The 14586-nt window shown below is 69.4% G+C and carries 13 protein-coding genes; 1 reads left to right on the forward strand and 12 read right to left on the reverse strand.

Translation table 11 applies throughout. The features are described from left to right. Positions 1 to 4: 4 nt before the first annotated feature. Positions 5 to 727, reverse strand: coding sequence for a glycosyltransferase family 32 protein (locus CDO81_RS02065; RefSeq protein WP_088481485.1), 723 nt, complete (start codon positions 725 to 727; stop codon positions 5 to 7). 105 nt (positions 728 to 832) lie between these two features. On the opposite strand from CDO81_RS02065, the gene CDO81_RS02070 reads away from it, so the two are divergent. After that, a complete protein-coding gene (locus tag CDO81_RS02070) occupies positions 833 to 1645 on the forward strand; it encodes a glycosyltransferase family 2 protein (RefSeq protein WP_088481486.1) in 813 nt (270 codons plus the stop codon). A gap of 40 nt (positions 1646 to 1685) precedes the next feature. Here CDO81_RS02070 and CDO81_RS02075 read toward each other — a convergent pair whose 3' ends face one another. From CDO81_RS02075 to CDO81_RS02125, 11 genes are all read right to left on the reverse strand, one after another. Continuing rightward, entirely contained in the window at positions 1686 to 2360 is a 675-nt protein-coding gene (locus CDO81_RS02075; RefSeq protein ID WP_088481487.1) for a glycosyltransferase family protein, read from the reverse strand. A 12-nt stretch (positions 2361 to 2372) separates the two neighbouring features. Beyond that, a complete protein-coding gene (locus CDO81_RS29050) occupies positions 2373 to 2837 on the reverse strand; it encodes an acyltransferase (RefSeq protein WP_088481488.1) in 465 nt (154 codons plus the stop codon). Then, complete coding sequence (locus CDO81_RS02085; RefSeq protein WP_088481489.1) at positions 2834 to 3796, reverse strand: glycosyltransferase family 2 protein; 963 nt, start codon at positions 3794 to 3796, stop codon at positions 2834 to 2836. Before CDO81_RS02085 ends, CDO81_RS29050 begins: the two co-directional genes overlap by 4 nt. A gap of 5 nt (positions 3797 to 3801) precedes the next feature. Further along, positions 3802 to 4905 carry a DegT/DnrJ/EryC1/StrS family aminotransferase gene (locus tag CDO81_RS02090; protein WP_088481490.1) on the reverse strand — a complete coding sequence of 368 codons (1104 nt, stop codon included), beginning with the start codon at positions 4903 to 4905 and terminating at the stop codon, positions 3802 to 3804. After that, positions 4902 to 5864, reverse strand: coding sequence for a WxcM-like domain-containing protein (locus CDO81_RS02095; protein ID WP_088481491.1), 963 nt, complete (start codon positions 5862 to 5864; stop codon positions 4902 to 4904). Before CDO81_RS02095 ends, CDO81_RS02090 begins: the two co-directional genes overlap by 4 nt. A gap of 13 nt (positions 5865 to 5877) precedes the next feature. After that, positions 5878 to 6528, reverse strand: coding sequence for an acyltransferase (locus tag CDO81_RS02100; RefSeq protein ID WP_088481492.1), 651 nt, complete (start codon positions 6526 to 6528; stop codon positions 5878 to 5880). A gap of 11 nt (positions 6529 to 6539) precedes the next feature. Next, complete coding sequence (locus tag CDO81_RS02105; protein WP_088481493.1) at positions 6540 to 7487, reverse strand: class I SAM-dependent methyltransferase; 948 nt, start codon at positions 7485 to 7487, stop codon at positions 6540 to 6542. 36 nt (positions 7488 to 7523) lie between these two features. Further along, a complete protein-coding gene (locus CDO81_RS02110; RefSeq protein ID WP_088481494.1) occupies positions 7524 to 8942 on the reverse strand; it encodes a TolC family protein in 1419 nt (472 codons plus the stop codon). Between the two features lie 66 nt (positions 8943 to 9008). Further along, on the reverse strand, positions 9009 to 10211 hold the full coding sequence (locus tag CDO81_RS02115) for a beta-barrel domain-containing protein (RefSeq protein ID WP_088481495.1): 1203 nt from the start codon (positions 10209 to 10211) through the stop codon (positions 9009 to 9011). Beyond that, complete coding sequence (locus CDO81_RS02120; RefSeq protein WP_088481496.1) at positions 10208 to 12583, reverse strand: type I secretion system permease/ATPase; 2376 nt, start codon at positions 12581 to 12583, stop codon at positions 10208 to 10210. Before CDO81_RS02120 ends, CDO81_RS02115 begins: the two co-directional genes overlap by 4 nt. Further along, positions 12584 to 14443, reverse strand: coding sequence for an O-linked N-acetylglucosamine transferase, SPINDLY family protein (locus CDO81_RS02125; protein WP_088482409.1), 1860 nt, complete (start codon positions 14441 to 14443; stop codon positions 12584 to 12586). Positions 14444 to 14586: the final 143 nt, after the last annotated feature.

Genomic DNA, 14586 nt, shown 5'->3' on the forward strand with positions numbered 1-14586 from the left:
GGCCTCAACGGTAGTTGCTGAAGCTGGGCGCGATCTGATCGTGCAGAACACGCTCATGATGGGCCAGCACCAGCGGGTGGAAGACATTGCCGAGCAGCTCGGTCCAGGCCAGCGGATAGGCGCTCAGGCTGCCGTCGGGCAGCTGGACGCCGGTCTGGTCCTGCGGATGGCGGGCCGGGTTCTGGCGCAGGGCCTCGAACTTCGCGTCCAGCAGCGCATGGGTCTGCGCCAGCCAGGCCGTGGTGAAGGGCGAATAGCGCCGGCCGATGAAGGCGCACAGGCCGACCAGCTTGTCGTAGTGCGCGCGCAGCAGGTCGCCCACCGGCGGCGGCAGCGGCGCCACCCCGTGCGGCCCGATCTCGGTGTAGCCCAGCAGGTCATGCGCGGGCGATGCGCGCAGCCGCGCAAAGAACGGCGCCCAGGCGCGCGAGGTGTGCTTGATGTCGGTGTAGCCGCCGCCGTAGTGGTGCATCAGGTAGACACGCAGGTAGTCGGCCTGATGGACCTGGCTGAGCAGCGGGAACGCCGGGTGGAAGGGATGCTCAGGATGCTGCCAGTCGGGGATGTTGGCCGCCGTCAGCAGCTGCACCGGGCAGCCGGTCTGGACCTGGATGGACAGCAGCGCCTGCACCCGCTGGGCCGACATCGGGTTCAACCCCGTCCAGGCACAGAAGATCAGGCCGCTGCGCAACCCGTCGAAAGCCCTCAAGTCATCCACTGCCTGCATGCAGTCATCCTAAGCCTCGCCTGCCTGGCACCGAAGGGCCGAATTCGGCGGGATGCACAGTGCTGTTCCCGGCCACGCACGGGCCGCTGGGCATAGCATCCCGGCATGGCTGCCACCGCTTCGTCTCCCGCACCCTTCTTCTCGATCATCATGGCCACGCACCAGCGGCCGCAAACGCTGGCCCGCGCCATCGCGTCGCTGCGGGCGCAGACGGACGCCGATTTCGAGCTGCTGCTGGTGGCCGACCAGCTCGACCCCGAGACCGCCGTTGTCGCCGCGCGCGACCTGGGCCCGCAGGATCGCTTCCTGAAGCGCACCGGCCCGAACGGCCCGGCGGAAAGCCGCAACCAGGGCCTGGCCATGGCGCGTGGGGAATGGGTGATCTTCCTGGACGACGACGACACCCTGCAGCCCCATCACCTCGCGACGCTGCGCCCTCATTGCCAGCAGCCCCAGGCCCAGGTGCTGTTCACCGACGTGGTCATCGTCACCGAAGACCGCCAGCAGCCCGGCATCCCCGAACTCGGCCGCCAGGTCACCGACCTCGGCTCGCTGGAGCTGCCCACGCTGTGGGTGCGCAACTTCATCCCCCTGCACTGCCTGGCCTACCGCCGCAGCCTGCTGCAGGGCCTCAGTTTCGACACCCACATGGCCTCCCAGGAGGACTGGGACTTCCTGCTCGGTGTGTGCAGCCGGGCGATGCCGACCTATGTGGCAGGGGGCGGCGCCGTCATGCACAAGGACTACGTGAACCCGGGGCAGCGCCGCGGGCAGCAGGCCACGTCCAACAACGCGACGGTGCTGCTGGACTTCGTGCACGCCTACCGGCGCTGGCCGGCCCCCACGCCGGAACTCAAGGCCGCGCGTGCCGCCCTGCTGCAAAGCGTCGGGCTGCCGTTGCCGGCGGATTGGTTCTGAGCCGCGCCCGCGGCTCGCCCGCGCACTCAGTGGCCCAGGCTCAGTCTCCCCACTTGGCCAGGTAAGCCGCGTAACTCTCGGCCCAGCCGTTGGAGGCGAAGCCGCCCTCGCTCTGGTGGGTAATCGCAATCGGCCAGGTGCCCAGTCGCAGGCCGGCGCCGCGTGCGGTGCGGCAGAAGTCCATGTCGTAGAAATGGAAGCGGAAGCGCTCGTCAAAGCGCACCTGCCGCTCCAGCAGCAGGTCGCGGCGCACCGCCAGCATCACGCCGTCGAGCAGCTCGCAGGGAGCGGGCGTCGGGCCGAAGGGCGAGACCACCCCGAAGGCCGTCGGCCCGTGGGCCACGGTGCCGGACAGGTTGGCCCGGTCATCCCACTTGAACTCCAGCGACGGGAACGCCCAGGACGGCTGCCCTGGCGCGCGGCGCCGGTTGCCGGCCACGCCGACCACGTCGAAGGCATTCAGCGCCGCCGACACATGCTCGGGGAAGAAGAAGTCGTCCAGCCAGACGTCGTCGTGGATGAACACCAGCAGCGGCGACGCGTCGGGCGCCACGATGCGCTCGTTGTAGAGCTCCGGCAGGCCACGCTGGTTCTCGAAATAGACGCGCGGCTGCAGCCGGGTGTCATGGGCCACGCGGCGCAGCGACTGGCCCAGTGCTGACTGGCTCCAGAAGGCTTCGCGCGAATGGCGGGTCGCACAGACGAGATCGAGCATGCCCACAGGCCCTCAGAGTTGGCGGATGACGCGCGCCGGGTTGCCCACGACCACCGCGCCCGGCGGCACGTCGCGGGTGACGACCGCGCCCGCGCCGACCATGGCGCCGGCCCCGACGGTGACGCCGGGCAGGATGGTGGCATTGGCGCCGATGCTCGCGCCGGCACACAGCAGCGTGCGGGCATAGGCCGGCGGGCGCTGGCGCGAGCGCGGGAAGGCGTCGTTGGCGAAGGTGGCGTTCGGACCGATGAAGACGTCGTCCTCGACCCGCAGCCCATCCCAGAGCTGCACGCCGCTCTTGACGGTGACGCGGTCGCCGATGACGACATCACCCTCGATCAGCACCTGGGCGCAGATGTTGCAGTCCGCGCCGATGCGTGCGCCTGCCAGTACCACGCAGAACTGCCAGACGCGCGTGCCGTCCCCGATCACCTCGGCCTTCACGTCGGACATGGGATGGATGTAGGCGGGCTTCATGCAGGCATCTCCAGGGCGCCACAGTAGGCATGCCAGGCGGCGAGGTAGTCGACTTCGGCCTCGGGGCCCTGCCCCAGCCGCAGCCCGAGTTCGGCCACGTCGCACATGGCCGGGTCGACGGCGCGGTAGTGCTGCAGCACCGTGCCGCCGATGCGCTGGGCCACGGCGGCCATCTGGCCCGCGTCCAGGTATCCCAGCCGGTGCGACGCCAGTGCCAGCGCCACCCAGGCCAGCAGCCCGAGCTTGAAGATGCGGCCGGTGGTCAGCGAGGTGTTCTGGCCAGGGCTGGTGCGGAAGTAGCCGAGGTGTTCATTGATGTAGATCAGCGGCGCCTGGCGGCAAGCCACCAGGAAGGCGCCGATGTCTTCCAGCCCGGTGAAGCTGACGCCCGCCAGCCGGGTGCTGAGCAGTTCCTCGCGCATGCCGGCGCGGAAGGTGGCGTTGGAGAACTCACCCAGCCAGTTGTTCGACGCCGCCACGGTGCTGGGGAAGAGCACATCAGGCCCCAGCGCGAACAGGCGCTGCAACTGGCCGTGGATGCTTTCGGGTACCGGCAGGCTGCCGGTGGGCTCACCCGATTCGAGCGCCGTCCAACGCCGGCTCACGGCCGCCTGGCCCTGCGCCAGCGCGTGCGCCTGGGCGTGACGCTCGTAGAACTGCGGGTAGGGAATGTCGTCGTCCAGCTGCAGGTGGAAAAAGGCGGTCTCGCCCTGGTAGTGCTGCAGCAGGTGGCGAAAGTTGGCCCAGGCGCCGTTGCGCGGGCCCGGGATGACTTCGAGGTGCAAGGCCGGCCAGGCCGCGCGCGCCTCGGGGGTGGCCAGTGCGCGCTGGAAGGCCTGGTCGGGGCTGTCGTCGGAGAACACCACGCGGGCGGGCGGCAGGGTCTGGCTCTGCAGCGCCCGCAGCAGCTCCGGCAGGTACTGGGACTTGTAGGCCGGCACCAGGACCGTGATGTCCATCGCCTTCAAGCGCAGGCCCTCACGGCGTCGATGACGGCGTCGACCTGGGCCTCCTGCATGCCCGGCCACAGCGGCAGGCTCAGCACCTCGGCATGGATGGCTTCGGCGATGGGCAGGTCACCCGGGCCCAGGCCGAGCTCGGCATAGGCCGGCTGCAGATGCGGCGGCACCGGGTAATGGATCATGGTGCCGATGCCGCGCTCGGCGAGCGCCTTCTGCAGCCGGTCGCGCGCCTCGTGCCGCACGACGAAGAGATGCCACGCCGGCTCATTGCCCGGCGCCACGGCGGGCAGCACCAGCGGCAGGCCCGCGAAGGCGTCGAGGTAGCGGGCCGCGATCGCTCGCCGCTCGTCGGTGGCGGCCTGCAGCTGGCCCAGCTTGGCCAGCAGCACCGCGGCCTGGATGTCGTCCAGCCGCGAATTGAAGCCTTTGACCTCGTTGTGATACTTGACCCGGGAGCCGTAGTTGCGCAGCACCCGCAGGCGGTCGGCCACACCGGCGTCGGCCGTGGTCGCCCCCCCCCCGTCCCCGAAGGCGCCGAGGTTCTTGCCCGGATAGAAGCTCCAGGCCGACACCGTCGCCAGGCTGCCTACCGGCCTGCCCTTGTAGCGGGCGGCATGCGCCTGGGCGCAGTCATCCAGCACGGCCAGCCCGCGGCGCGCGGCGATGGCTTGGATGGCGTCCATGTCGGCCGGCTGGCCGTACAAGTGCACCGGCAGCAGCACCTTGGTGCGCGATGTGATGGCGGCCTCGATGCGCGCCGGGTCGAGGTTGTAGGTGGCCGGGTCGCACTCCACCGGCACGGGCCGGGCGCCGCACTGGCTCACGGCCAGCCACGTGGCGATGTAGGTGTTGGACGGCACGATCACCTCGTCGCCCGGGCCCACCCCCAGGGCCAGCAGGCCCAGGTGCAGCGCGTCAAGCCCGTTGGCCAGTCCCACGGCATGCGGCACGCCGCAGAAATCGGCATAGGCGGCTTCAAAGGCCTGCAGCTCCTGGCCGAGCAGATACCAGCCGCTGGCCGCCACGCGGGCCAGCGCGGCGTCGATGCCAGCCTGGCTGGCGGCATAGGCCGGCTTCAGGTCGAGGAAGGGAACGGCGAGGCTCATGCGGCATCTGCCTTCACGGCAGCCAGGAAATCGTCGTAGTTGCGGATGTAGTCGGCCGCGTCGTAGGTGTCTGACGCCAGCACCAGCATGACCGCATCGGCCGAGAAACGGTACTGGATGCCCCAGACCATCGGCGGGATGTGCAGCCCCACCTGCGGCGTGTCCAGCCGCACCTCGTCGCGGGCCTGGCCGTCGTCGAGCACGATGGTCACCGCGCCCTTCAGGCAGACCAGGAACTGGTGGCAGGCCCTGTGCGCGTGTTCACCCCGCACTTCTTCGCTGGGCACGTCGTACACCACGAAGAAGCGCTGCGGCGTGAAAGGCAGATGTGCACCGATCTCACCAAAGCTCAAGGCCCCGCGCAGGTCGACGATCTTGGGCAGCCGCACCAGACCGGCCCCACGCGCGGTCAGCGTGGGCAGCGCGGCGCCCAAGGCCTGGGCGGAGACCCTGGCGCCCAGCGGCACCGGCGGGGTGTCCAAATAGCCCGTGATGTGCGCGGGGTTGCCTGCCACGATGGCGCGGGGCGGCACGTCCCGGGTCACCACGGCGCCGTCGGTCACCAAGGCGCCAGGGCCCACGGTGACGCCGGCCCGGATGGTCACGTTGGCGCCGATGCTGGCGCCCGACCGGATGCGGGTGCGCAGCGGCTCGGCCTGCGGCTGGCGGCTGCGCGGCGCGGGGTCATTGGTGAAGCTGGCGTTGGGGCCGATGTAGACGTCGTCCTCCACGTGCACGCCGTCCCACAGCTGCACGCCGCACTTCACCGTGACCCGGTCGCCCAGCACCACGTCGTTCTCGATGAAGACGTGGTCGCAGATGTTGGCCTCCCTGCCGATGCGTGCACCCGGCAGCACGTGGGCGAAGGCCCAGATGCGGCTGCCGGCGCCCACATGGGGCGTCTCGACGAGCGCATGGGAATGCACGAAGCTGGGGGCCAGGGTTTCGGGGTCGGTCATCCGTCAAGCCTCATCAGGAAGGGTCGTGGTCATCGCCGACCTCGCCGACGATGCGCGCCGGGTTGCCGGCAATGATGGACCGCGGCGGCGCCTGCAGCCGCGGCGTCACGACCGCACCGGCCGCCACCACGCTGCCCGCACCGATGCGGACGCCCTTCAGTATCACCGCTCGTGCCCCGATGAAGACGTCATCGCCGATTTCCACATCCTGCGGCCGCGGGTCAGGCTGGCGGCGATGCGGGATGCGCAGGTCGTGCGAGTTGCTGTCGCTGACGAACACCTCGGGCCCCACCAGGCAGCGCGCCCCGAAGCGGATGGCGGCGCCCTCGGCGATCAGCACGAGCTGGTTGTTGAAGGCGCAGTCGGCGCCGATGTCCACCAGGGATTCAGGCGTGCGTGACTCGATGTAGCTGCTGGCATGACTGCCCGGCGAGCGCACCACGCCGAAGACGCTGCTGGCGTGGATGCGGATGCGCCCCTGGCCCTTGAAGGACGTCGGCGTCAGCACCTGCAGCATCGGCGAGGCGGTGCCGTGCAGCTCGATGCGAGCCCGGTCGGAACAGTGGAAGTGGTAGTGGATGAGCAGGGTGCGCGTCCAGGTCTCCAGCTGCAGCGGGTGGCTGCTGCCGATCCAGTTGCGCAGCCGTTCGAATCGCCGCTGCATGACCCCCCCGGTCAGGACAGGTCGCCCAGGCGCAGCGTCTGCGAGTTCTGCGGGTCGTCCACCGTCGCGACGATGCGGTGCGGCTCGTCGATGTGCTCCATCAGGCTGAGGCCCCGGGCCTCGGGTGCACCGGCGCCGGTGTAGCGGATCTGGGAAACCGGCTGGGCATCCAGCATCGCGTTGTTGCACAGGCCGATGTACTCCCAGGAGGCACGGCGCATGTGTGCCGTCCAGGCGTCGGGCTCGTTGCCGTCCACGTCGTCGGTGGCCCGGCAGACCACGGACATGTAGCCGCTCGGCAGCCCGGGCACGAAGTTGTTCGGGTTCACTTCGGTGTGCGGGCAGAACAGGAAATCGATGGGCACCAGCTTGAAGGTGCGCAGCAGGTAGTCCAGCATCGGCACCGAGTGATACCAGAAGGTGTTGAGTTCGCGCTGCAGCGAGCCCTGGTGGTTGAAGGTTAGCGTGTGGTCGCCGCGCTTGATGACGTTGGTCGAGACGACCATCAGGCCGTTCTTCTTCAGCAGCGGCCGCACGCCCGCGAGCACGTGCATGGGCGAGAACACGTGGTACAGCACGCCCGACAGGTTGATGAAGTCGAACCCGCCATAGGGCGCGAGCTTGGTGCTCAAGTCGTAGATCAGGCCAATCTGGTGGAAGTCGAACTGCACGCCATAGGCGGCCTTCAGCACGTCCATCTTCTTGGCGCAGTGTGGGATGGCATCGGTCGCCACCACACGGCTGGCGCCCTTGCGGGCCATCAACGCCGGGATCAGCCCCTCCATGCTGCCGATGTCCAGGCAGGCCATCCCCGCCAGGTCGCAGTTGCGCATCATCATGCGCGGCAGCATCGGCGTGCGGGGCGTGTCGGCGCCCTTGGTGACCACACCGGGGGCCAGCTCCACGCTGTAGTACCACCAGTCATTGATCACCGATGCAAGCTGTTCCTGGGAAATCATGGGGCCTCCGGGCGTCTCGGGTTTGTGGTTCGTCTTTTACCGCAGCGGCGTGGCCACGCCACGACCCATGCTCCAGATGAGCGCGACGATCTGCTGGGCGTCGAACATCGCGTTCACGTGGGCCACGCGCATGGAGTAGTAGTCGCCCTCGGCGGCCATCACATCGAACAGCGAACGACGCCCCAGCTGCTGCCACTGCTGCAGCGTGGAGGCGCGCACGCGGTCGCTGTTGCGCAGGATCTCGACGATGCGCCGGGCGCGGTCCAGCGTGGAGGTGCCCACCTCGTGCATTTCCAGCAGCCGGTATCGCTTGGCCTCGATCGCCTCGTCGCGCTGCAGCACGGTGGCGCGGTAGCGCTGCACCGCCGCACTCGCCTGCGCTTCGGCGCCGGGTTGCAGGAGCGGGATGGTGACGGTCACGCCGCCCTGGATGTCCGTGGCCTTGGCCATGCCGGCCTGACGAACCACGTTGCCGGTAAGCGCCACCGACGGCTTCTGGCCGGCGATGACCGACTCAGCCAGGCTGCGCTGCGACCGGGCCTGGGCTTCCGCCTGGGCCACGTCGGCGCCGAGCAGGATGTCGCTCTGCATCTGATCCAGGTCGGGCAACACCGACAGGGTCGGCGTCATGCCAATGCTCGGCGGCAGCGGCTCGCCGACCAGGCGCTTCATGCGTACCTCGGTTTGGCGCAGGGCCGACATGGTCTGCTCCAGCGACAGGTCGGCCTGCTGCAGGCTCTTCTGCGCCTGCACCAGCTCGCTGGCACGGCCGCGGTCGGCCTTGGTGATGATCTCCAGCGCCTCCACCAGGCACGACATCTTGCGCACGTACTGGCCATAGACCTGGGCCTGCAGCACATAGCGGCTGCGGTCCAGCGCCAGGGTGACGGTGTTCAGCGCCAGTTGCTCCTCGGCACTGCGCTGGCCCTGCACCGCCACCTCGGCGAGCTCCTTGCGCCATTCGGTCAGCTTGGTGATGCGCCCGGCGTCCCACACGGGCATGCTGGCACTGATGCCGCCGGTGTAGCGACCGCCGTTCTCGGCGCGCAGACTGCCCACCTCATCCCGCGCGCCCATGACGGACAGCGTCAGCACGGCCGATGGCAGACGCAGCGCCCGGGTCTCTTCGAGATCAGAGCGCGCAGCGTCAGCCAGCAGCCGCACGGCCCCCAGCGCCTTGCTGCGCTCCAGGGTCCGGTCGATCAACACTTGCAGCGAGGCCCGCGGATCGCCGCTGTCGGTCACGAGCTGGCTGGCGTCGCGGCCGTAGCGCGACAGCCCGGCGTCTTCCTCGTTGCACCGGCCCTGGCTGGCCACGGGCTCGGGCGCCGACGCTGCCACCGGCGGCTTGGCCGCGCGGGGCTGGGGCGTGCGCGTCTGCGCGAAGGCCAGGGGCCCGAACAGGGTCAGGCCACTCAGGCAGGTCAGGAGAAGGGGGCGGAGGACGTACAGCATGGCCCTCTCACTAGACCATCCGCCCTCCCCGGCCAAAGCACCGAAAAGAGGCGCCCCGGCAGCGCTTTACCGCTCGCGGAGCGCTTCCTGTGACTTCAGCATCGGGCGCAGCAGGTAGCTCAGCACGGAGCGCTCGCCGGTCTTGATCTCCACGACCGAGGTCATCCCGGGAATGACGGGCAGCGGCTCGCCCTTGTATTTGAGGTTGTTGCGCTCGGCGGTGACGATGACGCGGTAGTGACCTTCGCCGGTCTTGTCACCCTCCGTGACCGCATCGGGGCTGATGTAGGTGACCTTGCCCTCCAGGCCACCGAAGGTGTTGAAGTCATAGCCGGCCAGCTTGACCTCGGCTGTCTGGTTCAGGCGGATGAAACCGATGTCGCGCGGCTTGATGCGCGCCTCCACCAGCACCTTGGGGCCGATGGGGGAGATCTCCAGGATGGGCGTGCCGCTGCCGATGACGCCGCCGATGGTGCCGGCCTTCACGCTCTTGATGACGCCATGCACCGGCGACTTCAACACCGTTCGCGTGAGCGCGTCCTGGCGCACCACCATCTGCTCGTCGAGCTGGGCCATCTCGCTCTGTACGCGCACGAGTTCCTGGCTGGCTTCCTGGCGGTAGCGCGACAGGCGCTCGGCACGTTGCTGCTGGATCTCATTGACCTGGCGATTCAGCCGCATCACTTCCACATCGCTCATGAGCCCGCGACCGGCCATGTCCTGCGCGAGCTTGAGCTCCTTGGAGATCATGCCGATGCTGCGGTTGATGGACGACACCGCCTCCTCCAGCAGCCGCTTGCGCGCCTCGAAGGACTCGGCCTCGGCCTGCACATAGCGCGACTTGGGGTCAACATCCGTCGGCCACCGCACCGTGGCCCGGCCATTGGCCTCGGCATCCAACCGGGCGGCGGCGGCCTTGAGTGACAGCAGCCGCACCTGGCTTTCGGCCTGCTGCGCCTCCACACGGGTCGGGTCCAGCGTGGCGAGCTCCTGGCCGGCCTGCACCTCCTGGCCTTCGCGCACCTTGAGCTCGCGAAGGATGCCGGCGTCCAGGCTGGCAATCACCTGTTCGCGGCCGTCCGGCACGATGCGGCCATCGCTGCGGGTGATCTCGTCCACCTTGGCCAGGGCCGACCAGGTGATGGCGGCCGTCACCACGCCGCACAGCAGGTACAGCGCCCAGGTGGCCCGCGGCAGCGGTTCGTCAATGTGGGCTGCGTGGATGGCGCTGACGAAGGCGCCCTCCTCCTTGGTCAGCGATGACGTCATACGGAGGCGCTGCGCTGCACGGGCTGAGCCGAGGGATGCAGGTGGACGCCGCCCTCGGCGCCGCCGCCTGGCGCCGCCGGGCGCACGCCGGACAGCGCGGCCAGCACCTGATCACGCGGGCCGTCCATGACGATGCGGCCGCCGTCCACCACCACGATGCGCTGCACCAGCTCCAGCACGGCGGGGCGGTGCGTCACCACCACCAGCGTGGCGCTGCCGGCCGCGTCGCGCAGCTGGCGCAGGAAGGCCATCTCGCTCTGGGCGTCCATCGAGCTGGTGGGCTCGTCCATCAGCAGCACCTGCGGCTTGGTGACCAAGGCACGAGCCAGGGCCACGAGCTGGCGCTGGCCGCCCGAGAGCAGCTGGCCCATCTCGCCCACGGGCAGGTCCCAGCCCATCGGGTGGGCAGCGACCACCCGGTCCAGGCCGGTGAGCTTGGCCACTTCCACGAGGCGGCCGGCGTCCAGGTGGGCGCGGCCCATCAACACGTTGTCGCGCAGCGTGCCGAGGAACAGGCGCGGGTCCTGGCTGACGAAGCCCACCCGTGAGCGGTATTCCGCGGGGTCGATCTGGCGCAGGTCGATGCCATCGACCTCCACCATGCCCTCGGTCGGCTGGTACAGGCCACCGAGCAGGCGCAGGATGGTCGACTTGCCACTGCCAATGCGGCCCAGGATGGCGACACGTTCGCCCGCCTCCAGCCGCATGGTCACATTGCGCAGCACCTTGGGCGAGGCCGCATCGGCGGTGGACTGGCCATGCGACGTGGCCGCCGCCGGGTAGGCAAAGCCCACGTCGTGCAGGCCCACCTTGCCGGTCACGTTGGACAGCGGCACATAGTTGCGTGCACCGTCGCGCTCCACCGGCGCGTTCATCATCTGGTTGAGCGACAGCATCGCCGCTCGCGCGCCCTGGTAGCGCGTGGCCAGGCTCACCAGGCTGCCCAGCGGCGCGATGGCCCGGCTGGCGAACATCACCGAGCCGATCAGGGCGCCCGAGCTGATCACGCCGTCGTGGATCAGGTACACGCCCCACACCAACAGGATCAGGTTGACGGCCTGCTGCAGCGTGCTGGACAGGTTCATGCTCCAGCTCGACAGCGCGCGGGAGGTCAACGCGGTATCGGCCACGATGGCCGTGGTGGTTTCGTAGCGGCGCAGGAAGCGGCCTTCGGCGCCTGAGGTCTTCAGGTCTTCCAGCCCTTCGAGGGACTCCACCAGCGTGCCGTGCAGGTCGGCCGTCTGCTGCATGTTGGTGCTCATTGCCCGGCGCAGCGCGCCCTGCATCGCCCAGGACAGGCCGAGGATGATGGGCACCGCCAGCACCAGCACCCAGCCCAGCGGCCCGCCGATGATGAAGATCATCCCGATGAAGATGACCAGGAACGGCAAGTCCGACAGCGCGGACAGCGTGGCGCCGGTGAAGAACTCGCGCACCATCTCCACCTGGGCGAGATAGGCGGCATAGGCGCCTGCCGAGGCGGGCTTGTGCTCCATGCGAACGCCCAGGGTCTGGCGGTAGAGCTTGGCGCCGATGACCAGGTCGGCCTTGCGGCCAGCCAGGTCGATCAGGTGGGAGCGCAACTGCCGGGCGAACAGGTCGAACAGCATCGCCACGGCGGCACCGATGGCCAGGGTCCACAGCGTGACCATGGCCTGGTGCGGGATGACCTTGTCGTAGATCACCGAGGTCACCAGGCCCGACACCAGCATCAGCACGTTGGACAGCAGCGCCGCCAGCATGGACGCGCGGTAATACGGCGCGAAGCGCTTGAGCGTGCCCCACAGCCAGTGCGATGACAGGCCGCGATCGCCGAGTTTGAGCAGGGATTCCTGCGACCCGCCAGCCGCCGAAGTCTCCATCGGCGACACGGCCAGCAGGAAGCCGCTGTACTCCGGCTCCAGCTCCGCCGTCGTGGCCGGCACCGCGGCCGCCTCGGGCCCAGGAAAGACCACCTCGTACCGGCAGGCGCCGGGCGAGACGGTGGCCGGGTCGTCCAGGCGGCGCACCAGCACGCAGGCGTCGCCGCCATTGAGCAGCAGCACCGCGGGCAGCAGCAGGCCATTGATCTCGTCGATGCCCTTGCGCAGCAGGCCTGCGTTGTAGCCCGCCTCGCGCATCACGCGGATGGCGGAGTCAGGCGTCAGTGCGCCTTCGACGGGTGCACCGGCACGCAGCGAGGCCGCCGAACGCGGTTTGCCGTGATGGCTGGTCAGCCAGGACAGCGCCTGCAGCAGCGGGTCGCCCATGGGCTGGCTGCTGAGGTCGTCCAGCGGATCTGGCGGCGTCGGCGGCTCGCCGTTGGCGGCCAGGCGCAAGCCCACGGCCTGGGGTTGGCCGTCGAAGAAGGGATCGTGGGGGCGCTGGGGCATTTACGGTTTGGCGCGGGCGTCCAGCGCCAGTCGCTCGAACTCACGCTCTATATCGCGCACGATCGTCGGGATGTCAAACAGCGGCGAGCTCCGCCCGTGCTCGGCCAGGTAGCGCTTGTACGACGCCACACGCGCCGGCTGGTTGCCAATCTGCACCGCACGCTGCTCGTATTCGTCGATCGTGGTCGTGATCAGGTCTGGCAGGCCCACGGCGGTGAGCAGGCTACCCGCCATGCGCGAGATGTAGGTGCGGCCCGAACGGGTCAGGATGGGCGTGCCCATCCAGAGGCAGTCGCTGGCCGTCGTGCCGGCGTTGTAGGGGAAGGTGTCCAGGAACAGGTCGGCCAGCGTGAAGCGGGCCAGGTAGTCCGCCGGATGGGCGCGGCCGGCAAAGATGAGCCGCTCGGGCGCGATGCCCTCCTCCGCCGCGACGCGGGTCAGGTTGGCCTGCGCAAAGCGGTTGTCGGCCAGCAGCCAGAGCACGCCGCGCGGCACCTGGCGCAGCACGCGCATCCAGCAGCGCCACACCTGCTCGCTCATCTTGTGGTTGTTGTTGAACGCGCAGAAGACGAAGGCGTCCTCCGGCAGCCCAACCTCGGTGCGGGTCGGGGCCGGGTTGGCGAAGCGCTGGCGGTCGCTGACCTGGTAGCAGTTGGGCAGGTAGATCGGCTTTTCGGTGTAGTACGGCAACGACTCCGGCGGCATGACGAAGCGGTCCGCCAGGATCCAGTCCACGCCCGGGATGGCCGAGGTGGCCGGCAAGCCGAGATAGCCGACCTGCACCGGAGCGCCCCGGTGGGTCAGGATGCCGGCCCGGGCGCCACTGGTGAGCCCCTGCAGGTCGACCAGCACATCGATGCCCGCGTCGGCGATCGCCTCGGCCGCCTGCCGGTCGGTCAGGGCGTGCACCGGGTGGTAGTGGTCGATGGCGGCCTTGATGCGTGCCCGCAGCGGCGTGCCGTCGTCACGGCTCCAGCTGAAGGCGTGGATCTCGAACTTGCTGCGGTCATGCAGCTCATACAGCTCGGCGGTCAGCAACCCGACCGCATGCATGTGCAGGTCGCCCGACAGATAGCCGATGCGGATCTTGCCCTCGCGCTTGCGGCCCCGGTGCAGCGGCGGCGTGGTGACCTTGGGCAGCTTGTCATTGACGTAGCGCTGCGAGGTCAGCAGTTGCAGCACCGGGTCGTCGCTCTCGTCGAGCATGGCCAGCAGCGAGGTGCTCATCAGCAGGTGGTTGTGCGTCACCTCGCCGAAGGTGTCGTACACCGGCCAGGCGCATTGCTTCTGGCGGATGTGCACGTAATGCTGGGCCACGTCGGTCTGGCGCGGGTCCAGCATCAGGGAGCGGCGCATCAGCGCCTCGGACTCCTCATAGCGCTTGAGCTGCTCCAGCAGCCGCGCCGCGTTGTTGAAGGCATGCAGCCGCAGACTCAGTGGCTCGGCGCCCAGGCTCTCGGGGTTGTCGATCTCATAGACCGTGCGCCATTCGGCCAACGCCTCTTCCTCGCGACCGAGGTGCTCCAGCTGGTGGCCGAGATTGAGCCGGGCCTGCACGAAGCCCGGGGCCAGGGTCAGCGCCATGCGGTAGACCGACTCGGCCTCGGCATGGCGACGCAGTTCGCCCAGCACCGCGCCCCAGTTGAAGCAGGCCACGTGCTTCATCGGGTCGGGCGTGGCACCGACCCAGGTCTGGTAGAGCAGCGCGGCGGCGTCCAGCGCACCGGCGGCCTGCAGCCGGGACGCCGCCTCCATCACCTCCGGCAAGGGCCAATTGCCGGCACGGGCCAGGGCCAGCCACTGCTCGACCAAGGCAAGGCCTTGCGAGCCGGAGGGCTGGGCAGCGGGGGGCGTCGACATGTCCATGCGGCGGGATTGAGGGGCTTGATCGGTAGTTCAACCGATTTTCAAGCCCCCAGCCGGCCCGCGGGCGGGGGAATAGCCGCGCTTTTGAGGAGCATTTCCCGCCCCGGGCAGCGTCAGCCGGGCGCGCCGGCACCGCA

Source organism: Roseateles puraquae (genome assembly GCF_002205845.1).
Lineage (GTDB): Bacteria > Pseudomonadota > Gammaproteobacteria > Burkholderiales > Burkholderiaceae_C > Pelomonas > Pelomonas puraquae.